The 22286-nt window shown below is 68.5% G+C and carries 20 protein-coding genes and 1 tRNA gene; 7 read left to right on the forward strand and 14 right to left on the reverse strand.

What is annotated here, in order from left to right:
• Nucleotides 1-92: 92 nt before the first annotated feature.
• Together DDZ18_RS11115 and DDZ18_RS11120 are read left to right on the forward strand one after the other, a co-directional pair.
• A complete protein-coding gene (locus DDZ18_RS11115; RefSeq protein WP_233245816.1) occupies nt 93-530 on the forward strand; it encodes an antitoxin Xre-like helix-turn-helix domain-containing protein in 438 nt (145 codons plus the stop codon).
• Between the two features lie 8 nt (nt 531-538).
• Nucleotides 539-1237, forward strand: a complete 699-nt coding sequence (locus DDZ18_RS11120; RefSeq protein WP_109253469.1) for an RES family NAD+ phosphorylase — start codon at nt 539-541, stop codon at nt 1235-1237.
• Nucleotides 1238-1256: 19 nt separating this feature from the next.
• Here DDZ18_RS11120 and DDZ18_RS11125 read toward each other — a convergent pair whose 3' ends face one another.
• Nucleotides 1257-2855 carry an NAD(P)/FAD-dependent oxidoreductase gene (locus tag DDZ18_RS11125; protein WP_109253470.1) on the reverse strand — a complete coding sequence of 533 codons (1599 nt, stop codon included), beginning with the start codon at nt 2853-2855 and terminating at the stop codon, nt 1257-1259.
• A complete protein-coding gene (locus DDZ18_RS11130; RefSeq protein WP_109253471.1) occupies nt 2852-3292 on the reverse strand; it encodes a GtrA family protein in 441 nt (146 codons plus the stop codon). The genes DDZ18_RS11125 and DDZ18_RS11130 overlap by 4 nt, the downstream gene beginning before the upstream one ends.
• A gap of 201 nt (nt 3293-3493) precedes the next feature.
• Here DDZ18_RS11130 and DDZ18_RS13935 point away from each other — a divergent pair, with 201 nt between their 5' ends.
• Complete coding sequence (locus tag DDZ18_RS13935; protein WP_158272140.1) at nt 3494-5335, forward strand: hypothetical protein; 1842 nt, start codon at nt 3494-3496, stop codon at nt 5333-5335.
• A gap of 16 nt (nt 5336-5351) precedes the next feature.
• Here DDZ18_RS13935 and DDZ18_RS11140 read toward each other — a convergent pair whose 3' ends face one another.
• The 5 genes from DDZ18_RS11140 to DDZ18_RS11160 all read right to left on the reverse strand — a co-directional run bounded on the left by DDZ18_RS11140 (nt 5352) and on the right by DDZ18_RS11160 (nt 9716).
• Nucleotides 5352-5813, reverse strand: a complete 462-nt coding sequence (locus DDZ18_RS11140) for a YbhB/YbcL family Raf kinase inhibitor-like protein (protein WP_109253472.1) — start codon at nt 5811-5813, stop codon at nt 5352-5354.
• Between the two features lie 170 nt (nt 5814-5983).
• A tRNA-Met gene (locus DDZ18_RS11145) sits at nt 5984-6060 on the reverse strand.
• A gap of 175 nt (nt 6061-6235) precedes the next feature.
• Nucleotides 6236-8275: a methyl-accepting chemotaxis protein gene (locus DDZ18_RS11150; RefSeq protein WP_109253601.1), complete on the reverse strand. Its 2040-nt coding sequence runs from the start codon at nt 8273-8275 to the stop codon at nt 6236-6238.
• Between the two features lie 73 nt (nt 8276-8348).
• The gene (locus tag DDZ18_RS11155) at nt 8349-8687 is read right to left on the reverse strand and encodes an energy transducer TonB (protein ID WP_109253473.1); all 339 of its coding nucleotides are present in this window, start codon (nt 8685-8687) and stop codon (nt 8349-8351) included.
• A 129-nt stretch (nt 8688-8816) separates the two neighbouring features.
• Complete coding sequence (locus DDZ18_RS11160) at nt 8817-9716, reverse strand: cation diffusion facilitator family transporter (protein WP_109253474.1); 900 nt, start codon at nt 9714-9716, stop codon at nt 8817-8819.
• A gap of 303 nt (nt 9717-10019) precedes the next feature.
• Here DDZ18_RS11160 and DDZ18_RS13795 point away from each other — a divergent pair, with 303 nt between their 5' ends.
• A complete protein-coding gene (locus DDZ18_RS13795) occupies nt 10020-10460 on the forward strand; it encodes a hypothetical protein (protein WP_146190665.1) in 441 nt (146 codons plus the stop codon).
• Between the two features lie 103 nt (nt 10461-10563).
• On the opposite strand, the gene DDZ18_RS13800 is transcribed toward DDZ18_RS13795, so the two are convergent.
• Nucleotides 10564-11268, reverse strand: coding sequence for a hypothetical protein (locus tag DDZ18_RS13800; protein WP_146190666.1), 705 nt, complete (start codon nt 11266-11268; stop codon nt 10564-10566).
• A 41-nt stretch (nt 11269-11309) separates the two neighbouring features.
• Nucleotides 11310-12731 carry a dihydrolipoyl dehydrogenase gene (gene lpdA, locus DDZ18_RS11170; RefSeq protein WP_109253476.1) on the reverse strand — a complete coding sequence of 474 codons (1422 nt, stop codon included), beginning with the start codon at nt 12729-12731 and terminating at the stop codon, nt 11310-11312.
• 240 nt (nt 12732-12971) lie between these two features.
• Between lpdA and DDZ18_RS11175 the strand changes: the two genes are divergently transcribed.
• A complete protein-coding gene (locus tag DDZ18_RS11175) occupies nt 12972-13373 on the forward strand; it encodes a hypothetical protein (RefSeq protein WP_109253477.1) in 402 nt (133 codons plus the stop codon).
• Between the two features lie 81 nt (nt 13374-13454).
• Nucleotides 13455-14147 carry a hypothetical protein gene (locus DDZ18_RS11180; protein ID WP_109253478.1) on the forward strand — a complete coding sequence of 231 codons (693 nt, stop codon included), beginning with the start codon at nt 13455-13457 and terminating at the stop codon, nt 14145-14147.
• An 18-nt stretch (nt 14148-14165) separates the two neighbouring features.
• Here the strand turns inward: DDZ18_RS11180 and DDZ18_RS11185 are convergent, their stop codons facing one another.
• Nucleotides 14166-16220, reverse strand: a complete 2055-nt coding sequence (locus DDZ18_RS11185; protein ID WP_158272141.1) for a winged helix-turn-helix domain-containing tetratricopeptide repeat protein — start codon at nt 16218-16220, stop codon at nt 14166-14168.
• 390 nt (nt 16221-16610) lie between these two features.
• Between DDZ18_RS11185 and DDZ18_RS11190 the strand changes: the two genes are divergently transcribed.
• On the forward strand, nt 16611-16952 hold the full coding sequence (locus DDZ18_RS11190) for a UrcA family protein (RefSeq protein ID WP_158272142.1): 342 nt from the start codon (nt 16611-16613) through the stop codon (nt 16950-16952).
• Nucleotides 16953-17072: 120 nt separating this feature from the next.
• Here DDZ18_RS11190 and DDZ18_RS11195 read toward each other — a convergent pair whose 3' ends face one another.
• The 4 genes from DDZ18_RS11195 to DDZ18_RS11210 all read right to left on the reverse strand — a co-directional run bounded on the left by DDZ18_RS11195 (nt 17073) and on the right by DDZ18_RS11210 (nt 21957).
• Nucleotides 17073-17672, reverse strand: a complete 600-nt coding sequence (locus DDZ18_RS11195) for a hypothetical protein (protein ID WP_109253481.1) — start codon at nt 17670-17672, stop codon at nt 17073-17075.
• Nucleotides 17673-18071: 399 nt separating this feature from the next.
• Nucleotides 18072-19445, reverse strand: a complete 1374-nt coding sequence (locus DDZ18_RS11200) for a dihydrolipoamide acetyltransferase family protein (protein WP_109253482.1) — start codon at nt 19443-19445, stop codon at nt 18072-18074.
• A gap of 177 nt (nt 19446-19622) precedes the next feature.
• The gene (locus DDZ18_RS11205; RefSeq protein ID WP_199241152.1) at nt 19623-20639 is read right to left on the reverse strand and encodes an alpha-ketoacid dehydrogenase subunit beta; all 1017 of its coding nucleotides are present in this window, start codon (nt 20637-20639) and stop codon (nt 19623-19625) included.
• Between the two features lie 85 nt (nt 20640-20724).
• A complete protein-coding gene (locus DDZ18_RS11210; protein WP_109253483.1) occupies nt 20725-21957 on the reverse strand; it encodes a thiamine pyrophosphate-dependent enzyme in 1233 nt (410 codons plus the stop codon).
• Nucleotides 21958-22286: the final 329 nt, after the last annotated feature.

Below are 22286 nucleotides of genomic sequence, written 5' to 3' on the forward strand. Positions count from 1 at the left end.
CGCGAGCTTGATTCAACGCGGCTCGACGCATTCGCCCCCCTTATAGTCGTACACGTCATTTGATGTTATATTGCTCCTCATATGAGGAGATCATGATGGTCACGGGACTTGCAGAGAGCGGTGCCGGCTTCGAACCGAAACGACCCGAGCGGTTCAGCGATCCTGCAAGCCGCAAGCGCTTGAACGACACGGCGCTGAAGGCGTACCGGCGGGTGGCGGCCGCATGGAATTTGTCGAACGCCGAGGCCGCTGCACTGCTCGACGTCTCATCGAGCAGCTGGGATCGCATCAAGGCCGGCGGCGCCAAGCAGCTCGGTCAGGACCAGCTGACCCGGGTGTCGGCCCTGATCGGGATCTACAAGGCGTTGCACCTTCTGGTTGCGGACGATTACGCTGACCGCTGGCCCAAGCTGCCCAACAGCGGGCCTTTGTTCGATGATTTGACGCCCGTGCAAGCGATGATCGAAGGCGGCATACCCCTGATGCTCGACGTGCGCCGCTACGTCGACGCCGTGCGCGGCGGACTCTAGGCGGCCGCGTGGTCTCGACCGTTCCCGAGAGCGAGCGGCTCGCCTTCCCCCGCACCATTCGGCTGATTTCCACGGGCCGCTTGCGGGAATCCGTCCTCAAGCCGCTCGTCGACACCGAAGACGAACTCGCCGCGCTGGCCGAGATCGAAGGCGCGACAAGCGCGCGCCTGATCGCCCAGGACAGGGGCGGCGCCGACATCCACCCCAACGAATTCGTCTACGGCGTGCCGCACGCCTCGTTCATCAATGCGAGCTTCGCCTACGCCAAGCCGCGCGAACTCTGCCGGTTCAACGGCCCCGATCGCGGCGCTTGGTATGCGGCGCTCCAGGTCGAGACCTGCATCCGGGAAGTGGCTTTCCACATGACCGAATTTCTCGTGCGAAGCGGCGAGTTCGAGACCGAGGTCCATTATCACGAGCTCGTCGCAAGCCTCGCCGGGGAATATGTCGATCTCCGGAAGGCCGACCCTGACCTCGCCGCGCTGAACCCCGACCCCGCGATCGGCTATCCGGCGGGCAACGAGCTGGCGGCCGACCTGAGACGGGCGAATGTCACCGGGGTCGTCTACCCGTCCGCCCGGCACGAAGGCGGAACCTGCATCGCCGTGTTCACGCCGAGCGGCGTCCAATCCGTCGCCCAGGGCGCGATCTACCGTTTCGTCTGGAGCGGATCGCCGACGCCTGTCGTGGAGAAGCAGGACGAGTAGGCGCGCCCGCGCGCTCCCCTCACGCCGCGGACTTCTCCTCATGGTATTCCTGCTCGGCGTTGACGTCCCAGACATTCGCCTTCACCGGCTCGCCGCTCGCGATGGCGTCGACGGCGACCATGGCGGTCAGCATCGAGTGGTCCTGGTTGTTGTAGCGGTGCATGCCGTTGCGGCCGAGCAGGTAGAGATTGTCGATCGCGTCGGCGTGGGCTTGGACCTTGTCGAAATGATCGTAGGCGCCCCAGTAGGCGGGATAGGTCTTGGGCACGCGCAGCACCGTGCCGTCGATGACGTCCTGCGAACGGACCACGCCGATGCGCTCCAGCTCCTCGACGCCGAAGCGGATCATGGCCTCGTCGTCCATCGACCAGAGATCGTCGCCCTCGTCGCAGAAATACTCGAGTCCCATCCAGACCTTGGTCGGGTCGGCGACGAGATAGGGGCTCCAGTTGTTGAAGAATTGCAGCCGGCCTACGCGCACGCCCGGCTCCTGGACATAGATCCAGTTGTCCGACATGCGCTCGAACAGGTTGGTCCCGTCGCAATCGCCGAGCTCGAGCCGGTCGAGCAGGAGCCCCACCGTCATGAAGTCGCGATAGGACAGCCCGCCGGCGATGTCGGCGACGTCCTTCGGCGCGGGCGGGTCCATGATCGCGAACAGCTCCTTCACCGGCATGGTGGAGAAGAAGTACTCGCAGGCGACCTCCTCGCGCTTGCCGTCCGGGCCCTCGACGGTCGCGGAGACGACCTTGCCGTTCTCGGTCTTCAGCCCGACGACGCGCGTGTTGAGCGCGACGGTCCCGCCCCTGGCCTCGATCATTCCCTGGACGGTCTCCCACATCTGGCCGGGGCCGTGCTTGGGATAGAGGAACTGCTCGATCAGGCTGGTCTCGACGCTCTGCGGGCGCAGGAAGCCGGCGACCTTGCCGAGCGCCTGCTGCAGCGCGGCGCGCAAGCTGACGCCCTTGATGCGCTGGGCGCCCCATTCGGCGCTGATCCGGTCGCACGGCACGCCCCAGACCTTTTCGGTGTATTCCTTGAAGAAGGTCTCGTAGAGCGTCCGGCCGAAGCGGTTGATGATGAAGTCCTCCAGCGTCTCCTCCTTGCGGGGGAACATGTTGGCCTGGAGGTAGGAGGTCCCGATCTTGGCGGTGTCGACGAGGCCCAGCTTCATCAGCGTCTCGGGCGACAGCGACAGCGGATACTCGAACAGCTTGCCGCGATAGAGGATGCGCGACTTGCGCGGGCGGACCAGCATGACGTCGTCGGTCTCGTCGGGGTTCGGCCCGTTCTCGTCGATCTCGATGAGGCTGGTCTTGCGCTGATAGGTGATCTCAAGCGCCTTGTCGCCGCCGGTCATGCCCTGCAGCGGCAGGATGTCCCGCCACCAGTCCATCACCCGGTCGGACTTCGAGAAGAAGCGATGGCCGCCGATGTCGATGCGGTTGCCCTTGTAGACATGGGTCCGCGAGATGCCGCCCACCCCGTCGGAGGCCTCGAACACCAGCGGCGTGACGTCGGTGCGGCGCAGCAGCTCGAGCGCGGCGGTCAGGCCCGCCGGCCCGCCGCCGGCGATGACGGCGATCTTGCGCCCGGTCGTGTTTCCGGCAGTGCTCATCGGAACAACAGCGCCTTTCTGAGCAGGAAGTTGGAGGTGAAGCTGGCCGCCGCGGCGGCGATCTTGCCGAGCGTGTAGTGAACCCCGCCGATCTCGGCGACGAGCCACAGCGCGGCCTCGTTGACGCCGAGCCCGACGATCCCGACCGCGGCGAAGATGGCGAACTCGATATGGGGCGCCTTGAGACGCCGGGCGCCGAACACCCAGCCGATCGAGCCGAGATACACCACGATCACGCCGGCGGTGAACGAGACTGCGTTGGCGATGAGCAGCGGGGCGAGATCGAACTCGACGAGCAGGGCGAGCAGGCCGAAATCGACCGCCAGCCCGACCGCGCTGACGAGGAGATAGCGCCACGCCTCGATCGCGGTCCGGGGAATGCGGCGCTTCAGCCGCAGCATGACCGGTTCGGCGTCTGCGAGAGTGGACTTCTCCACGCCGTCTCCTTCCCATCGCCCGTCCGGCGGCGCCCGCGGGGGCGGCCGTCCGGCCCGATCCTGCTTGTCGCACGAAATGGTTTACGGAAGGTCCAGATCGCGCGCCCGCCCGCGCGATGGACCGGGCGGGCGGATCAGTCTATCAGCCGGAAGGGCGCGCGCCGATCGGCGCGGCGCGCCTCGTCGACTCAGGTTTCGCCCGTGACGGAAACCCCCTCGCCCCCCGAAAGCCCGCGCCCCGTCCTCGTCGCGGCGGCCGCGCGCGTCCCGGTCCTGGCGTGGCTGGCGCTGGCCTGGCTCGCGCTCGCAGCGCTCAGCTGGACGACGGCCGGGGTCGGACCGGGCGAACTCAAGGGGCCGGACGACTATCTTCGCGGCATGCGCGTGCTGCGCGGGCTCGCCGGGGACGGTCCTCCGACCTGGTTCGAACCGCGCATGGGCCCGCCGGGCGGCGTCGAGCTGCACTGGTCGGCCCTTCCCGGCTGGCCGATCGCGGGGCTGACCTGGTGCATCTCCCTGTTCACCGATCGCGAGACGGCGCTCATGCTGGCGTCGCGCATCCTGCCGGCGGCCTATCTCGCCGGCTTCCTCGCCGCCGCCGTGTGGGCGGCGCGGCCCTTCCTCGGCCGCCGGCATGCCCCGGTCGCGGGCGCGGCGCTGCTCGTCGCCTTCGGCCATCTCCTGCAATTCTCGCCCGGGCGCATCGATCATCACGGCCTGCAGGCGCTGATCCTGATGATCGCGGTCGGCGGGCTGGCGCGCGGCTGCGTCGATCCGCTGAAGACGCGCGCCGCGGCGATCGCCGGCGCGGCGTTCGGGCTGGGGCTCGCGATCGGCGCGGAGATCACGCCCTGGTTCGCGCTCGCCGCGGTCTTCGCCGGACTGATCTGGCTCGCCCGCGGCCGCCGCATGGAGCGGATCAATCTCGCCTTCGGCGCAAGCGCGTTCGCGACGACCGGGCTCGCCTTCCTGGTCATGGTTCCCCCGTCGCGCTGGGGGCTGGCCTATTGCGACGCCCTGTCGCCGACCTATGTCGCCATCGCCGCCGCGCTGGCGGCGATGTGGGCGGGCGTCGCGATCGCGCCCCGCGCGGCGAAGGCGACGGTGCTGCGCCGGACGCTGCTGGGCGCGGGCCTCGCCCTGCCGCTCACGGCCCTGCTCTATCTCGCCTTCCCGGCCTGCTTCGCCGATCCCTACGCCCTCGACGACCCGCTGCTGGCCGAGATCTGGCTCAAGCACGTCTCCGAGGCGCGGTCGGCCCCGGCGGCGTTCGGCGACTCGCCGGGCGTGGTGATCGTGTTCGTCGCGCCGGTCCTCGCAGGCCTGGCCGCGGCCGTCGCCGCGGCGATCGCCGAGCCGCGCCGGCGCGCGCTGTGGGCGGGCTGGGCCGTGGTCATGGCCGGCGCGCTGGCGATGGGGCTCCTGCAGCTGCGCGTCGTCCACTTCACCCACGCGCTGGCCGTCTTCCCGCTCGCCTGGCTGCTAATCCGCGCGTGGAGCGCCGCCCGGTGCGGCGCGGCGGCGTTCGCGCGCCTGCCCGGCCGGACGCGGCTGTTCGTCGAGGCGATCGCCTTCGTCGTCCTGCTGCCCGTCGCCGTGCTCTCGGTGCGGACGGCATCGGGACCGGACGGCTCCGGCGCCGAACCCGCCGCGTGCGACGTGCGCGCGGCCGCCGCCGCGCTCGCCGCCGAGCCGCCGACCACGGTCGCGGCGGCCTACTCCCACGGCTCGGAGCTGCTCTTCCGGACCGATCACCGCGTGCTCGCGGCGTCCTATCACCGCAACGAGGCCGGCCTGCTCGCCGGCCATCGCCTGTTCACCGCGACGGACCCCGGCGGCGCAGAGGCGATCGCCCGCGACAACGGCGTCGGCCTGGTGATGGTCTGCGCGGGCGATCTCGCCCGGCTGCGCCGCGTCGAGCCCGACGGCGAACCGTTCGCCGCGCAGCTCTGGGCGGGCGCGCCGCCGGCCTGGCTAGAGCCGGTCTCCGGCTCTCGGGACGAAGGCTATCGCGTCTATCGCGTGCGCCCGGCGGCGGGCTGAGCCGCCCCGCCAGTTTCTACGTTCGCTCGTACAGCCCGACGAGCTCGGCGGTCTCGATCGCGGCGTCCTCGGCGGCGTCGATGACGGCGCGGCACTCCGTTTGCGCGTGCAGGCCCAGCCGCGCGACATCGAGCGCGTAGAGCCGGAAATGATAGTGATGCGTCCCGTGTCCGGGCGGCGGGCACGGCCCGCCATAGCCGGGCTTGCGGAAATCGGTGACCGCCTCGCGCGCGCCGAGCCCGGCCGCGTCGACGCCCTCGGCGAGCCCGTCGAGATCGGCCGGCAGGTTGAAAATCGCCCAGTGATGGAACACCCCGCCGGGCGCGTCGGGATCGACGCACGCGAGCGCGAAGCTCTTCGTTCCTTCGGGAACGCCCGACCAGGAAAACGACGGCGAGACGTTCGCGCCCTCGCAGGTGAACTTCGCCGGGATCGTCTCGCCGTCGGCGAAGGCGGGGCTCGTGAGGGTCAGGGGCATGGCGGGCTCGCGCGCGTGTGGCGGATGCGCTCTGAACGCGCGAGGCGCGCATACGGTTCACGACGCGCAGCCCCGCCATCCTCACTCGCCGCGCTTGTGGGACAGTTTGTGGGACGACCGGGCGCCCGAACACCTAATCGCCGTTTTTATATAGCTGCTTAGCGAAAGAATGGTAGCGGAGGAGGGACTTGAACCCCCGACACATGGATTATGATTCCACTGCTCTAACCAGCTGAGCTACTCCGCCATCCGGTCCGCCGTCAGGCGCGATCCGGCGGGCTGGAAAGCGCGGGTCGCGCGGCCGCGCCGGACCGCGTGGATATACTGACGCGCGCGGCCTCATGCAAGCGTCCCCGAACAGGAAAAGGGCGGCCCGAAGGCCGCCCTCTCCACCCCCGCGAAGGGGCCGGACCGGAAACCGGTCAGGCCGCCCGCACGCCTTCGAGGAATTTCGACACCGCCTCGCGCAGATTGCTCGCCTCGGAATTCAGGCTCTGCGAGGAATCGTTGACCTGCGAGGCGCACTGGCCGGTCTCCGACGCCGCGGCGTCGACCTTCTGGATCGACTGGGCGACCTGGCGCGTGCCGGTCGCCGCGTCATGGGCCGAGCGCGTGATCTCGCCGGCCGCGGCGCGCTGCTCCTCCATCGCCGCGGCGATGGCCGTGGAGATCTCGTTCATCTCGGCGATGACCTGGCCGATGGAGGCGATGGCGTCGACGGCCTTGCCGGTGGCGTCCTGGATGCCGGTGATCTGTTCCGAGATCGAGCCGGTCGCCTTGCCCGTCTGCTCGGCGAGCGATTTCACCTCGCTGGCCACCACGGCGAAGCCCTTGCCGGCCTCGCCGGCGCGGGCGGCCTCGATGGTGGCGTTCAGCGCGAGCAGGTTGGTCTGCTCGGCGATGTCGGAGATGAGATTGACGATGTCGCCGATCTTTGCCGCGGCGTCGTTGAGCGCGGTGACGTCGCCATTGGTCTGCTCGACCTGCTCGGCGGCGTTCTGGGCGATCTCGCTGGAGCGCGCGATCTGCTGGGCGATCTCGGAGATCGACGAGGTCATCTCCTCGGCCGCCGAAGCGACCGTGTCGACGTTCTCCGCAGCCGTGCCGCCGGCCTGGCTGACCTCGGCGGTCACCGTCGTGGCGCTCTGCGAGCTCTCGGTGAGCGCGCCGGCGGCGGTCTCCATCTGGCTGGCGGCCGAGGCCACCGCCGACAGGGCGCGGCCGGAGACGTCCTCGAACTCGGAGATCAGCCCCTCGATCTTCTTGGCGCGCGCCTCGCGGGCCTGGCGCTCGGCGGCGGTTTCGCTCTCGAGCCGTTCGCGCTCCAGCGCGTTCTCGCGGAACACCTCGACGGCGCGGGCCATGCGGCCGATCTCGTCGCGGCCGTCGTCCTCGACCGACTCGGAGGTCTCGCCCTCGGCGAGCGCGGAGATGACGTTCGACACGCGGCTCAGGCGCCGGAGCAGGTTGTTGCTGACATAGAGCCACCCCACCGCGACGCTGGCGGCGACGGAGACGAATGCGATGGTCATGAGCAGGATCTGGCCGAAGCCGATGGCGGCGTAGCCGCTCTCGGTAGCCGCTTCCTTGGCCGCGAGCGCGGATTCGCGCACCGCGGCGGCCTGCTCGGCCAGCACGGCGTGGGCGAAGCTGGCCTCGTCGACGGCGAGATACGCCGCCTCGAGCGCCTCGATCTCGGCCAGGCGCGCGGCGAACAGCCCGTCCTCGCCCTCGGCGCGGCCGAGCATGCGCTCGGCGGTGGTGCGGATCTCTTCGCCGACGGTCTCGCCGAGAATGGCGAGGTTCACGAAGACCTCCTCGGCGGCGTAGTCGAACCGCTCGCGGACGGCCTCAATGTCTTCGGCGGTCTCCGCGGCGTCGAGCTCGGCGTACTGGGTCGCGACCAGGTTCACCGCCATGATCGCGCGCAGCAGCGTCTCGATGGCGGCGGGGTCCTCCGCCTCGTCGAGGATCGCTTCAAGCCCGGCAGCGATCTCGGCGCGCTCCTCGAGCGCGGCGCGGACATGATCGGTGCGGGTCTCGCGCGCCGCCAGCGTGGCCGTCGTGGGACCCTGGGCTTCCTCCACCTGGGCGCGCAGGTCGGCCAGCGCGGCCTCGAGCTCGTCGGCGCGGGCCGGCTCCAGGCCGGCCTCGCGCAGCCCCGCGACCGCCGCGCCGGCTTCCTCGAGCAGGCGCTCGAGGCTGGCCTGGGAGGCCGTCTTCTGGATGTCGTCGCGCGAACGCGAGAATGCGGCGAGCTCCCCGGTGATGGCCTGCGAGCTCGCCTCGAGACGCTGGGCGGCGTCGGCCAGGGGCGCGGACTCCTCGACCACGCCCTCGAGTGCCGAGCGGGCGCCGGAGAAGGCGAACAGGCCCGCCCCGCCGGCGGCCACGGTGAGCAGGGTGACCAGCGCGAAGGCGCCGAGCAGGCGCGTCTGAACCGAATGCAGGGAAAGCTTCATCTTCATCACCGGTTAGGGTTAACGATCGCGGTCAGGAAAAGAGCGGCGCGCCCGGCGCCGCTCCTTCCGGGGTTCAGTTCTCGAATTCGAAGTTGAAGGTGAACTCGTGGCCGGTGGTCGTCTCGCCCGCCGGGGCGTAGCGCCAGCCCTCGAGCGCGCGCAGCACGGAGCGCTCGAACACGCCTGCCGGGGTCGCGTCGACGACCTCGACATCGGTCACCGCGCCCTCGGGATCGACATTGTAGCGCACCGTGACATGGCCCTCGATCGAGCGCCGCTCGGCGCCGCGGGGATATTCCGGCGCCTCGACATCGACGCGCTCGCGCTCGTCCTCGGCGAACGCCGCGCCGCCCGAAACCGCGCCGGCCATCGCCAGCGCCGCACACACCACCTTGAATCCGTTCAGTTTCATCACCCAACCCTTTCGCCGCTTTCTCTGCGGCCGTTTTTCATCCCGATATCAAGCCGGCCCGAGCGCCGGTCGCGTCGAGTCATAGGGCAGGTGTCTTGCGGTTCGCTTAATGAATCCCTTCAGGGAGATTTATGACGCGGTTTCCGCGGCTTCGCCGGGTTCGACGATCTCGGTCTCGACGGTGACGTGGCTCAGCCCGTGGGCGTCGTGGAGCCGCTCGCGGATCGCGCTGACGATGCCCGGCGCTTCGGCGGGGTCGTGCATGCGCGCGTGCAGCGTCGCCATCGGGCGCTCCTGGGTGATCGACCAGACATGGATGTGGTGGACGTCGTCGAGGCCGGGGATCGCCTCGAGCAGGTCGGCGCGGATGGCGCGGGGATCGACCTCCTCGGGGGCGGCCTCGAGCAGGATGCGTCCCGAATCCCGGATGAGCCGGGCCGCCGAGATCGCGATCAGCGCGGCGATGCCCAGCGACAGGATGGAGTCGATCGGGGTGAAGCCCGTCTGCAGGATCACGCCCGCTGCGGCCAGGGCGGCGACCGAGCCCAGCAGATCGCCCATGACGTGGGCCGCCGCGCCGCGGATATTGAGATTGTCCCGGTCGGCGCCGTGCAGGATGGCGAAGGCGGCGATGTTGACCACCAGGCCGAGCGCGGCGACGACGGCCATCGGCCCGGCCAGGATCGGCTCGGGCGCGGCCAGCCGGCCCAGCGCCTCGGCGACGATCCAGGCCGTCAGCACGGCGAGCGTCACCCCGTTGGCGAAGGCGACGAGCACCTGCAGGCGGTCGAAGCCGTAGGTGCGCTTGGGATCGGCCGGCCGCCGCGAGATCCTAAACGCCGCCCAGGCCAGGCCCAGCGCGGCGAAGTCGGTGAACATGTGGGCGGCGTCCGCCAGCAGCGCCAGCGAGCCGGTGAGGATGCCGCCGATCACCTCGGCGATCATGAACGCGCCGGTCAGCCCCGCCGCCCACAGCGTGCGGGTCTCGTTGGCGTGGTGATGGTGGCCGTGTCCGTGATCGTGCGCCATGGCCCGGACTTAGCCTGCGCCGGCCGGGGCGTGAAGCGATGGAATAACGTTGCGGCCCCGCGTCGCCCGCAGGCGCGCAGCGCCGAGGACGCGCAGGATGTCAGAAACCTATAGACCGCAGTCTCAAGCAAAAAGACGGGAAGAGACGATCAAGCAATGCGCCAAAAATGGTGTTTCCACCTGTCTTCGGTCAGCCAGATTCAAAATGTATATTCTAACCTTCCCATTTATAAACATCTTATCGTATAATTTTTGGCTGAATGGCATTCACCTTATGGCAGGAACCGCTAACGGAGAAAAATTATGAGAAATAGAGCACAAATTGCAATAAATATACTTGCTATTTTTATTAGCTTTATGGCTGGCATTTTATCATTTATAAATGCATTGGATCCATATATTTTAAAATTTATTAGCAATTTGATAGAGTTGTGGATTGGTGTTTCACATGTCGCGATTCAACCAATCGCAAACTTATTTTCTGTAGAAATCGCACCCACGGTAGCATCTTGGATTACAGGTGGGATTGCACTCTTTGCACTAGCTCTCCGGAGTTTGATGTTTGCTGCGACCGAACACCTAGAAATCCCAAATCGTATTTTCCGAGCAGCTAATCGGATCGTCGCTGCGATACTCGGTATTTCTAGCGGTTTTGGACTTGCGGTGCTGGCGAGCCTAACTGCCAATTTCATTTCTCAGGGGCCTTGGTTCGATGCTGTCTCCCAGACGGTCTATGGCGGCTGACGGGAGGCGTTTGCGAACCAAGCCCACTATTCGCGCTGCGATAATGGGCCACGCGAGCGCATGGCAAATTGGCAGTCGCGTTGCTTGGAGGCAGCCAAGAAGGCTAAATTTGTCTCACCTTTAAATGCGTAGCCATCTCTTTTTCGCCGTCCACCCAGACACCGTCCCAGTGAACCTCAAAGGTTACCGGGTCTCCGTCGGCCTCTTCCGCAATCGGGAGCGCGGTCAGTCGAACCTTGAGCGAGTTAGTGTCCAGACTTTGAATCTCGCGGATCAGATTGTTCGGAACAATGAATGGCTGGACCTTGAATTCGCCCTGATCCGTCACGTGAAAGAGATCTGCGTCCCAACGGGGTCCGATCACTTTGGGCTCGTAAGGACGAGGAACAGCAATCAGGAGCTCATCGCCTAACTGCCGATCAGCGGCAGGTTCCTCGTGACGCCAGCGCAACGCGACATAGCCATTCCATACTTCATGCCACTCTCCGGCACGAAACACTTCAAAGGACTGAAGCATCAAACGGACGCCGTGAAATGGGAACGCCCGGTTCAAGTTTGTGAGCTTACAATGATAGTATCTTGCCGCTACGCGCTCACCATCTGAGCCATGTCGATTGACGACCGTAGAAACACCCGCGGCATCACTCAGTTCCGCGACCAATTTCGGCTTTGGTTTCGCCAGGTATTTTCGAATGGGCACTGCCCATATCGAAGCAAATGCGGCGACAGCCAGCAGCAACGTGCCAAATGCGACGAGCAGATCGGACCAAATCACGCAAGCGGTTTTGATTGATTCAAATTCGCTCATAGAGCGTGTCTAGCATTTCAGAGGCGCACCTGCAGTTCCCCCTACGCCGCGATATGAATCGGGTGGCCCAGCGCGGCGAGCGCGCTTTCGGCGAAGCACTCGGTCAGCGTCGGATGGACGTGGATCGTGCCGGCGATGTCCTCGAGCACCGCGCCCATCTCGACGGCGAGCGCGAACTCGCCCGACAGCTCCGAGACGTGCTTGCCCACGGCGTGGATCCCGAGAATGACGTGATCGGACTTGCGCGCGGTCACCCGCACGAAGCCGCCGTCGGCGCCGCCCTCCATCGACAGCGCCCGGCCCGAGGCCGCCATCGGGAACTTGCCGGTGATGACCTCCTCGCCGGCCTCCTTCGCCTGATCGGGCGACAGGCCGACTCCGACGATCTCGGGCTCGGTGAAGCACACCGCGGCGACCGCGTTGACGTCGAAGCGGCGCTTGTGGCCGGCGATGATCTCGGCGACCATCTCGCCCTGCCAGGTGGCCTTGTGGGCCAGCAGCGGCTCGCCAATGAGATCGCCGACCGCATACACCCCGCGCATCGGGGTGGCGCAGCGGTCGTCGACCTTGACGAAGTCGCCGTCCATGTCGAGGCCCATGTTCTCGAGCCCCCAGCCCTCGGTGACCGGCTTGCGGCCGACGGCCACCAGGATCCGGTCGGCCTCGAGGCGCTGGGTCTCGCCCTTGGAGTCCGCGAACTCGAGATAGGTCTTGCCGCCCTCCTCGACGACGCCCTTGGCCTTCGAGGACAGGTGCATGTCGACCTTGTGCTTCTTCAGCCAGGTCGTGACCGGGCGGACGAGCTCCTTGTCGTAGAGCGGCAGGGCGCGGTCGAGCGCCTCGACGAAGGCGACCTCGGAGCCGAGCTTGCGATAGGCGATGCCGAGTTCGAGGCCGATATAGCCCGCCCCGACGACGACCAGCTTGTCGGGCCGCTCGGTGAGCTCGAGGGCCTCGGTCGAACCGATCACCTTGTCGCCGAACGGCATGAAGGGCAGCTCGGTCTCCTTCGAGCCGGTCGCCAGGATCACGTTCTCGGCCTTGATCTCGAGCGTGTCGCCGTCGCCGGTCTCGACCGTGCAGGTCTTGGCGTCGGAGAACGTCGCCCAGCCGTCGACGATCTCGACATTGGCCGCCTTCAGGAGCTGGCTCACGCCCTTGGTGAGCTTGTCGACGATCCCGTCCTTCCACTTCACCAGCCCGGCCATGTCGAGCGTCGGCGCGGCCTTGAGCGCGATGCCCATCTGGGCGCTCTCGGCGTGTTTGGTCATGTCGGCGAACTTGTCGGCGGCGTGGATGAAGGCCTTGGACGGGATGCAGCCGCGATTGAGGCAGGTGCCGCCGAGCCCGCCCTTGTCGACGATGACCACGTCGAGCCCGAGCTGGCCGGCGCGGATCGCGGCGGGATAGCCGCCGGTGCCGCCGCCGACGACGAGAACCTGGCATTCGCGGGTCTTGGCCATGGGGAGCGCCTCTTCGTCTTTTCCGAAACCGGCGCCGGTTTAGACCGCTCGCGCCGCAGGGGGAAGGGGGCGGGGGTTCAGGTCACCCCGCCCTGTGCTCGTGAAACCCCGGCCGACCGGAGGGAGAGCCGGGGCCTCCCGGAGGACAGCCTCCCGGAGGTCCCGCATAGCGGCTTCGCCGCTTCCGGGAATTCAACTCCTCCCCGCCCCGTCCCGCCCGACTCGTGCTAGTCATGATTTATGTCGCGGACCATCCGCATCCCGAAGCGCTACGCCGGCTTCGCGCTGCCCGCGTTTCTCGGCGCCTGGCTCCTTTTCTCGATCGGGTTCCGCGCCGAGGGCTTCTGGCGCGATCCGGCGACCGAGCTGCGCAGCGCGCTGCTCGGCCCGCACTATTTCGCGCGCTATGACTGCGCCGGGACGCGCGCGCCGAAGCGGGGGTTCACCCTTACCAACGGCTTCGGCTTCTACGGCTTCCGCTACGCCGCCGCAGACGACGCCGACGCCATCGCGTTCGCGCGCAGCGCCCGGCCGGACTGCCGCCTCAACGCCGTCACGCGCCGCAATCGCCGCGTCTTCCTCGATTACCTGCACGAGCCGCGCTACGAGCGGGTCTACACCGTCGGCCGCGGCCGGCATTGAGCGGGACCGCCCGGCGGCGCGCTGTCGCTCCGACGGGCGCTGCGCTAGCATGGCCCCACGCCAGGCTGGGGAGCCCGCGCCATGACCGAATCCGAAACCGAACCGCCGTCGCCGCAGGGCGTGCGCACGGCCGGGGCGTGCCTGGCCGTCGCCATGCTGGCGATGGTCGCAACCATCACTGTCTACGTGACGGTCTACGGCGCGCCGGAAGGATCCGGTCCCGGCGGCGAGACGACGATCGCCGATCGCGCCGCGCACCTGACGGCGCACTGGTCGATCGCCCGGCCGGTCTGGATCGTCGAAGCCTTCGCCATGCTGCTTCTCGCCGTCGCCGGCTTCGGGCTGACCCGCCGCGAGGCGGCCTCGCCCGTCCCGGCGAACCTCGGCTGGACGGCGCTGGGCGTCGGCGCGACGGTCAACGCGGTGATGTACGCCTTCACGCTGGGCGCCTATTCCGCCGCCGCGCCGGTCGTCGACGCCCAACCGGCGCTCATGGACGCGGCGAACGAGGCCGCGATCGTGCTCTTCCTGCTCGGAAATCTCGCGATGAACGCCGGCCTCGCCGTCGCCTTCGCCGGCGAGGCGACATCGGCCCGACGCGTGATCCCCGGCTGGCTCGCCGGGCTCGGCGCCGCGCTCGCGCTGATCGTGGCGGCGCTCGCCGCAGCGGGCTTCCAGCTCGGCATGAACGCGATGAAGCTCGGCGCGCCGCTGGCGGGCCTGGTTCTGCTGATCGCGGCGATTTTCGGCTGGCGCATCGCAGCGAGGGGGTGAGGCCGCCCGAGCGTTTGGTCAGCCGCCGTCTTCGCCCGTGGCGACGCCGCCGGTCGAAGCGGCTTCGGCGAAAGCAGCGCGCGCGACCGTATCGCAGTCATAAGGAAAATCGGCGCTCAGGCAGAATTCCGGGGGCCAGAGCGGTCCGCCCGCGAACGCCGACAAACCGGCCGGCGGCGACGGAGCCTCGTGCCATTGCCGGTGAAAGGCGCGCGGATCGTAGCGCGCGGCGAACGACCAGAAGCGCGGGTCGCGCTGCAGGCGCCGAAGCCCCGGCAGGTAGCGGGAGACCGTGTAGAAGGCGACCTCCTGATAGTGGGGACCGAAGGGGTCGTCGGGATCGTACGGGGGCAGGGCCCCGAGGCGCCGCTCCCACGCCGCGAAGGCGCGATCGGCGCCGTCGAGCACGGAGATGGCCGCGAGCTGAAAGTACGCCTCCCGGGGGGACGCGCCGTCGACCGGATCGATCGCCTGAGCGAACAGGTTGTCGGCGAGCGCGCGTCGCGCCTCGGCGCCTGAGCGCTCCGTCGCGTCCAGGATCGCTTCCATTTCCGCGTACCGGTCTTCGAACAGCCGCGCCAGCCGCTCGGCGCGTTGCCCCGCGGCCGCACTGCGTTCGAAGGAATCCAGCCCCTGCGCATATGCGCGCAGCGCGGTGCGGGCCTCCGCGATCTGCCCGCGAGCCAGCCGCGCCATGATCACGGTTCGCCAGAGATGGAGTACGTCGGTCGGATGATCGCGCAATGTCTCTTCCGCCCGGTCGAACCGGCCCGCCTTGGCCGCGGCGAGCACGCAGAATGTCGTGATTTCGGACCGCAGCGGGTCGAGCAGGCGCGCCTGCCTGCAGAGATCGAGCGCGTCCTGGCCGCGACCGCTGTTCTGCAGCAGCCAGATCCGCTGGAACTGCACGCTGGCGTGATCGGCGTCGAGACGGGCCGCCCGCTCGAGCCTGCGCAGCCCTTCCTCCCGATCGAGGCTGAACCGCGCAAGCGCGACCCAGGCCTCCGGATCGTCGGGGGCCAGCTCGCTGTAGCGGCGCGCAGCCCTGCGGCCGGCGGCGTAGGCCGCATTCCTCGCCTCCGGGGTATCGACATGCCAGATCCTGGACTCGTAAAGGCGCGCAAGTCCTCGCCAGGCCCGTGCGAAGTCCGGGTCGATACTGACCGCCTGTTCCAGCGCACGAATCCGGTCGAGAAAGGGCGTCCCCTCCGACGCTCCGTAATAGAGCTCCAGGGCTCGCGGGTCGTAGGATTGCGCGGAAACCGACTGTGCGGCGCTGATCTCGAGCGCCTCCCGAACGCGTCGCACGATCCGCGCAAGCAGGATCTCCTCGTCACGGAAATCTGCGGAGAACCGGTCGCGCCAGACCTGAACGCCGGTGGCGGCGTCGATCAGCTCGACATTGGCGTCGATCCGGCCGTCGGCGCGCTCGACCGCGCCGCCGACGATATGGCTGACATCGAGTTCGGCCCGCACGACCTCCAGCCGCCGCCGCTCGCCGCTAAACCAGGAACTCGACGCCCAGCCGATCAGACGCAGGCCGGGACCCGATCGCGACAGGGCGCCGTGCAGTTCGGATGAAAACCGGTCCGCGAACGCCCCGCCGGCCGGCCCGTCTCCCGGAGCATCGAACGGCAGGACGGCGACGGTCGGCGGGCCCGAGGCGGGCGCGGCCGGCTCGTCGCGGAGCCACACGAACAGCATCGCGAGCGCGGCGAGCGCGAACACGACCCCCGCCGCAAGGGCGACGCGCCGCGGCTCGAAACGCGTCCGCGCAATCGCCGGGGCGGTCGGAGGAGGCGCCTCGGTCCCGGTCGTCGAGACCGGCGCGGTCAGCCGGTAGCCACGCTTGGGCACGGTCTCGATCGGGTCGTCGCACCCCCAGGCTCGAAAGGCCTGGCGGATCAGCGAGACAGCGCGCGTCAACGACGCGTCGGCGCCGAAGTTTCCGTCCCAGACCTCGTCGATCAGCGCGTCCCGCGACAGGACCTCGCCGGGCCGCGCCGCGAGCACGCAGAGCAGTTTCATGACCTTGTGCTCGAGGTGCGCCTCCTCGCCGTCGCGGCGCAGCACGTCGCGCGCGGGAAGAACCTCGACGTCCCAGATTCGGATGGGGACGGACGGTCGTCCGGGAGCGCTCATGCGTTCACCCTTCTCGTCCCCCGAGGCGGCGCAACCGAGCCCGCGCGGGCCAGCCGCGCGACCTCCGCGTGCAGACGGGACGCTATCTCAAGCCGGTTCCCGCCGCCACCGTCGCCCGGCGCGTCCGTTTCAGCGTCGCGACGGAGCCCCGAACGGTGATGTAAAGCTTAGGCGCGCAAATGCCGGTCATTTTATACATTTAAATACAATGGCTTGGAGCTTAAATTAGAAATCGCCTCTTCTTCAGCCGCGCCTCAGGATTCCCGCCGGCGGATGGCCCAGCCTTCCCTCGTTCGTTCCTGCAACACAGGGAGAAGGAGCATGATCCGCCAGATCACCCTCACCGCGATCCTCGCTACGGTCATGAGCGCGCCAGCGCTCGGCGAGCCCGCTCGCGCCGGGACCGTGGACATGGATTTCACGTATCAGCGCCACGAGCTCGCCACCCGCGAGGGCCGGGTCCGCCTGCTGGCCCGCCTCGACCGGGAGACGGCGCGGTTCTGCAGCGGGCGGCTGCATCGCCTGGGCGGAGTCGCCGCGGCGCGCGACTGCCAGGCAAGGCTGCTCGACCGCCTGGTCGCCGAGATCGGCGACCGGAGCCTCGCGCGGCTCCATCGGGGCGAGCCGACGCGGTTGGCGGAAGGCGCAAGGCCGGACGGCTGATCAAGCCCGCACCCCGGCGCGGCGCGCCGCCGCCCGCCCGCTCCGACGGCCGGCTCTGATCGTTCCCCGCCGGCCGGCGGGGCGGGCTCCTCGCCTTCGATCCGCGTCGACTTGGCCCGCCTACTCCGCCGCCGCACACTCTGCCGGAACGGCGTCGAGCTTGACCGACGGGACCCAGTCGCCGGTCTCCTCGTCGCGCGCCATCGAGATGCGCGCCCAGCGGCCGTCCTCGTAGGTCTCGAACCAGACATTGCGCTCCGGGGCCTCGGGCCAGACCTGCCAGAGATGCAGCTTGCCGTCCTCGCGCACCGCCTGGCGCAGCTCGCGCACCTCGGTGTTGGCGGTGGAGTGCCAGGCCGTCTTCCAGACGTCCGCTTCGGCGTCCCGCAGGCGGATATTGATCCCCGCCCCGGACGCCTCGCGATAGCCGTAGCCGGGATCGAACCATTCATCCGCGATCGCCCGGCCGCCGAAGATGTAGCGCCCGTTCCAGCGGGCGAAGTATTCCGGCTCGCCCCAGCTTTCGGTCTCGGCGTCCCAGTTGCGGACGCCGACGTCGTAATCGCCGATCAGGAAGGCGAACTGGCCGAATTCCCCGGGCATGTCGGGATGGGGCTCGCCGTAATCGCCGCACAGGCGCGTCTCCGGCCCCGTGACCTGGGCCGGGGCGGCGGCCGTCAGCGCGGCCGCGCCGAGAGCGCTGGACAGCATGCGGATCATTCACGCCTCCCCGATCAGGGCGGACGGTCAGTCTAGCCGCCCGCGCGCGATCGGGAAGTTACGGTTTGGAGAGGGGGGAGGCCGGCCATGCCGGGACACGGCGCGGCCGGCCCCCTTCGCCGTCTCGCGTCTTCCTGACCCCGGATCGAGGTCCGGGGTGAACTCCAGTCAGGACCCAGAGATCGAGGGGTGCGGCGCGTCTTTTCCGGGCCCCGGCTTTCGCTGGGGAAACGATAAGAGGGGCTGTGCGCGTGGGCGGGATGCGCGTTCTGAATCCAAAGCCAATTCGGCTCGGTCCTTGGGCTCGACCCAAGGACCCAGTCCCTCAGGCGGCGCGCCAGCCATTCTGGGCCCTTGGATCAAGTCCAAGGGCCGAGAGCGGAGTTGGCCTCCAGCCCCTCACATGAACAGCGTCGCCGGGTTCTCCAGCAGCGCCTTGACCGACTGGATCAGGCGGGCGGCGACGTCGCCGTCGACGATGCGGTGATCGAAGCTCGAGGACAGGTTCATGAGCTTGCGCGGGACCACCCGGCCGGCGTCGTCGTAGCGCGGCAGGGTCTGCATCTTGTTGACCCCGATGATCGCCGTCTCGGGATGATTGATCACTGGCGTGGTCACCAGCCCGCCGATGGCGCCCAGCGAGGTGATGGTGATGGTCGAGCCCGACAGCTCGTCCTTGGCGGCCTTGCCCGCGCGCGCGGCGTCGGCGAGACGCTTGAGCTCGTCGGCGATCTGCCAGACGTCGAGCGCCTCGGCGTGGCGGATCACCGGCACCATCAGCCCGTTGGGCGTCGCCGTGGCGATGCCGCAATGGACGCCCTCGTACTGGGTGAGGACGCCGGCATCGCTGTCGAAGTGGGCGTTGGCCTGCGGAAAGTCCGGCAGCGCGCGCGCCAGCGCGGTCACCAGGAAGGGGATGAGGGTGAGCTTGGGCTGGTCGTCGGCCTTCGTCGCATTGAGATGCGCGCGCAGGTCCTCGAGCGCGGTGAGATCGATCTCCTCGACATAGGCGATGTGCGGGATGGTCCGCTTGGCCAGCGCCATGTTCTCGGCGATCTTGCGCCTGAGCCCGATGATCTTGATCTCCTCGACGCCGGTGCGCGGGGCGCGGGACGGCCCGCCGCCCGCCGCGCCGGCCTTCGAGACCAGGCGGCCGCCCGCGGCGATGAAGTCGTCGAGGTCGTCGTGCGTGACGCGGCCGGCGGGACCGGTCCCGGGCACGTCGGCGAGATCGAGGTCGTGCTCGAGCGCGCGCTTCCTGACCGCCGGGCTGGCCAGCGGCTTGCCGCCGGAGGCGGCGGCGGCCCGCCCCTCGCGCTTCGAGACGCTCGCTGTCGCTCGCTCCTCAGCATGAGGGGCTTTTTTCGCGCTTTCGGTCTTTCCGGTTTCGCCCTCATCCTGAGGAGCCGGCGAAGCCGGCGTCTCGAAGGATCGGGCGTCGACCGTCTCGTCCTTGTCTTTCGACTCCGCCCCGGCCTTGTCTTCCTTCGGCTCCGGCGCGGCGGTCTCCTCGACGTCCTCGGGGACCTCGCCGTCGACGTCGATGAACAGGATCTCGGTGCCCACCGGGATCACGTCGCCGGGCTCGCCGACGATCTTCTTGACCGTGCCCGACACCGCGCAGGGGATTTCGACGGTCGCCTTGTCGGTCATCACGTCGAGGATGTGCTGGTCCTCCTCGACATGGTCGCCTTCCTTGACGTGCCATTCGACGATCTCGGCCTCGACGACGCCTTCGCCGACATCGGGGAGCTTGTACTTGTACTGGCTCATCGTGCGTGTTCTCCGCAGAGCGTCCTCATTTCAGCGCTCCAAAACTGAACTCCCGGGCGAGCCCCCGACCGGATCGAGGGCGAGACCCGGGACCTCGTTGCGAAAGCCGCCGGGAGGCCCCGGCTCGGCCCTGACGGGCCGGCCGGGGTTTCAAAGAGATATGGTTCCCGCCCGAGTTCAAACCGCCTCCGTCACCGTCTCCAGCGCGCGGATGAAGCGCGACTGGATCGGGAAATAGGCCCACTCGTGGGCGTGCGGGTAGGGCGTGTCCCAGCCGGTCAGGCGATAGATCGGCGCTTCCAGAGCGTAGAAGCACTCCTCCTGGATCTGGGCGGCGAGCTCGGCGCCGAAGCCCGAGGTGCGCGGCGCCTCGTGGGCGACGACGACCCGGCCGGTCTTGTTCACCGACGCCGCGATGGTCTCGATGTCGTAGGGCGTGAGCGTCCTGAGATCGATGATCTCGGCGTCGATGCTGGATTTCTCCGCGGCGGCCTCGGCGACGTGGACGAGCGTGCCGTACGTGACGACCGTGCAGGCCGAGCCTTCGCGCGTGACGTCGGCCTTGCCGAGCTCGACCGTGTAATGGCCGTCGGGCACCTCGCCCTTGGGATGCTTGGCCCAGCTCTTGAGCGGCGCGTCGGGCACGCCGTCGAACGGACCGTTATAGATCCGCTTCGGCTCGAAGAAGATGACCGGGTCGTTTCCTTCCGCCGCGGCGATCAGCATGCCCTTGGCGTCGTGCGGGTTGGACGGGATCGCCACCTTCACGCCGGGAATGTGGGTGAAGAAGGCCTCCGGGCTCATCGAGTGGGTCTGGCCGCCGCGGATGCCCCCGCCCCACGGCGCGCGCACCACGCAGCCCGTGGTGAACTGGCCCGCCGAGCGATAACGGATGCGGCTCATCTCGGAAACGATCTGGTCGAAGGCCGGGAAGATGTAGTCGGCGAACTGGATCTCGGCGATGGGCTTGAGGCCCTTGGCCGACATGCCGATCGCCATCGCCGCGATGGCGCCCTCGTTGATCGGCGTGTCGAACACCCGGTCGACGCCGTACTTCTTCTGCAGCCCGTCGGTGGTGCGGAAGACGCCGCCGAAATAGCCGGTGTCCTCGCCGAAGATGACGATGTCCGGATTCTTGTCGAGCAGGACGTCCATCGCCGAGTTGAGCGCCTGGATCATGTTCATCGCGGCCATGATCAGACCTCCCCGTTCCGGCGGCGGTTCGCGTTCCCTCCCCTCGAGGGGAGGGCCGGGGTGGGGTGAAGATCAAACATCACAGCTACACCCCCAGGTCCTGGCGCTGGCGGCGCAGCCGCCAGTCGTCCGTCTCGTAGACGTCCTCGAAGATGGTGTGCGTCGGCGAGAGCGGCCCGTCATGCAGCGTGCCGTGGCTCTCGGCCTCCTTGTAGGCGCGCACGACGAGATGGGTCATCTCTTCTTCCAGCTTGGCGTGGCGGTCCTCGTCCCACTCGCCCAGCCCGATCAGGTGCTGCTTCAGCCGTTCGATCGGATCGCCCAGCGGCCAGGCGGCGTATTCCTGCTTCGGGCGGTACTTGGTCGGATCGTCCGAGGTCGAATGCGCGTCGCCGCGATAGGCGAACATCTCGATCAGCGTCGCCCCGCCGCCCTTGCGGGCGCGCTGGGCGGCCCATTGCGTGGCGGCGTGGACGGCCAGGAAGTCCATGCCGTCGACGCGGATCGAGGCCAGCCCGTAGCCCAGCCCCTTGGCGGCGAAGCTCGGCGCGTCGCCCACCGCGATCCCCTGCCAGGTCGAGATCGCCCACTGATTGTTGACGACGTTGAGGATGACCGGCGCGCGATAGGTCGAGGCCAGCGTGAGCGCCGAATGGAAGTCACCCTCAGCCGTCGTGCCGTCGCCGATCCAGCTCGCCGCGATCGTGTCCTCGCCCTTGTAGGCGCAGCCCATGGCGTAGCCCACGGCCTGCGGGAACTGGGTGCCGAGATTGCCGGAGATGGTGAAGAAATTCCCCTCCGCCCAGGTGTAGTGCACCGGCAGCTGGCGGCCCTTGAGATTGTCCCGGCTGTTGGAGATGCAGTGGCACATCATGTCGACGATGTTGCGCCCGCGCGCGAACAGGACGCCCTGCTGGCGATAGCTCGGGAACACCATGTCGTCCTTGCGGAGCGCCATGGCGCCGGCGACGGCGACGGCCTCCTCGCCGGTCGACTTCATGTAGAAGCTCATCTTGCCCTGGCGCTGGAGCTTCAGCATGCGCTCGTCATAGATGCGCGTGAGCACCATGTGCGACAGGCCCTCGCGCAGCACTTCCGGGCTGAGCTTGGGGTTCCATTCGCCGACGGCCTGGTGATTGTGATCGAGCACGCCGACCAGACCGAGCGCCAGCTCCTGCGTGTCCCAGCCCTTCACCAGCGGATCCGGGCGCTTGGCCTCGCCGGCCTTGGGCAGGTCCAGAACGGAGGAGAAATCGGGTTCGTCGCCCGGCCGGAAGGGCGGGGCGGGCACGTGGAAGCGGGATTGTCCGGTCGACATCGCGGGCAGCCTCGAGCGTCAGCGCGGCGCGGCCGTGCGCGCGCGGAGGCGAGGTAGCCGCGCGCGCGGCTTTTGTCCACCGCGCGGGCGGGTGCGAACACCATGCTGCAGATGCGAAAACCCCGGCCGCGCGGGGCCGGGGGTGATTGAATTCCCGGACGCGCCGGAGGCGCGATCCGGGACCTCTTCGCGGGTAAACGCCGGGAGGCCCCGGCTCTCCCCCGGATCAAGTCCGGGGTCGGCCGGGGTTTCATGGTTCAGCCGCAGACACCCTCCCTCCCCTCGATGGGGAGGGAAGACCGCGAAGCGGTCAGGGTGGGGTGACAGCC

The sequence above is a fragment of the Marinicauda salina genome (assembly GCF_003122085.1).
Classification (GTDB): Bacteria; Pseudomonadota; Alphaproteobacteria; order Caulobacterales; family Maricaulaceae; genus Maricicauda_A; species Maricicauda_A salina.

Bases quoted from the DNA above. Each gene is read 5' to 3' on its own strand.
- DDZ18_RS13795 (WP_146190665.1), top strand. From the start codon at position 10,020: ATGAGAAATAGAGCACAAATTGCAATAAATATACTTGCTATTTTTATT.
- DDZ18_RS11125 (WP_109253470.1), bottom strand. From the start codon at position 2,855: ATGAGCACTGCCGGAAACACGACCGGGCGCAAGATCGCCGTCATCGCC.
- DDZ18_RS11115 (WP_233245816.1), top strand. From the start codon at position 93: ATGATGGTCACGGGACTTGCAGAGAGCGGTGCCGGCTTCGAACCGAAA.
- DDZ18_RS11180 (WP_109253478.1), top strand. From the start codon at position 13,455: ATGACCGAATCCGAAACCGAACCGCCGTCGCCGCAGGGCGTGCGCACG.
- lpdA (WP_109253476.1), bottom strand. From the start codon at position 12,731: ATGGCCAAGACCCGCGAATGCCAGGTTCTCGTCGTCGGCGGCGGCACC.
- DDZ18_RS11140 (WP_109253472.1), bottom strand. From the start codon at position 5,813: ATGCCCCTGACCCTCACGAGCCCCGCCTTCGCCGACGGCGAGACGATC.
- DDZ18_RS11155 (WP_109253473.1), bottom strand. From the start codon at position 8,687: ATGAAACTGAACGGATTCAAGGTGGTGTGTGCGGCGCTGGCGATGGCC.
- DDZ18_RS11195 (WP_109253481.1), bottom strand. From the start codon at position 17,672: ATGATCCGCATGCTGTCCAGCGCTCTCGGCGCGGCCGCGCTGACGGCC.
- DDZ18_RS11200 (WP_109253482.1), bottom strand. From the start codon at position 19,445: ATGAGCCAGTACAAGTACAAGCTCCCCGATGTCGGCGAAGGCGTCGTC.
- DDZ18_RS11190 (WP_158272142.1), top strand. From the start codon at position 16,611: ATGATCCGCCAGATCACCCTCACCGCGATCCTCGCTACGGTCATGAGC.
- DDZ18_RS11205 (WP_199241152.1), bottom strand. From the start codon at position 20,639: ATGGCCGCGATGAACATGATCCAGGCGCTCAACTCGGCGATGGACGTC.
- DDZ18_RS11210 (WP_109253483.1), bottom strand. From the start codon at position 21,957: ATGTCGACCGGACAATCCCGCTTCCACGTGCCCGCCCCGCCCTTCCGG.
- DDZ18_RS11175 (WP_109253477.1), top strand. From the start codon at position 12,972: ATGTCGCGGACCATCCGCATCCCGAAGCGCTACGCCGGCTTCGCGCTG.
- DDZ18_RS11150 (WP_109253601.1), bottom strand. From the start codon at position 8,275: ATGAAGCTTTCCCTGCATTCGGTTCAGACGCGCCTGCTCGGCGCCTTC.
- DDZ18_RS13800 (WP_146190666.1), bottom strand. From the start codon at position 11,268: ATGAGCGAATTTGAATCAATCAAAACCGCTTGCGTGATTTGGTCCGAT.
- DDZ18_RS11160 (WP_109253474.1), bottom strand. From the start codon at position 9,716: ATGGCGCACGATCACGGACACGGCCACCATCACCACGCCAACGAGACC.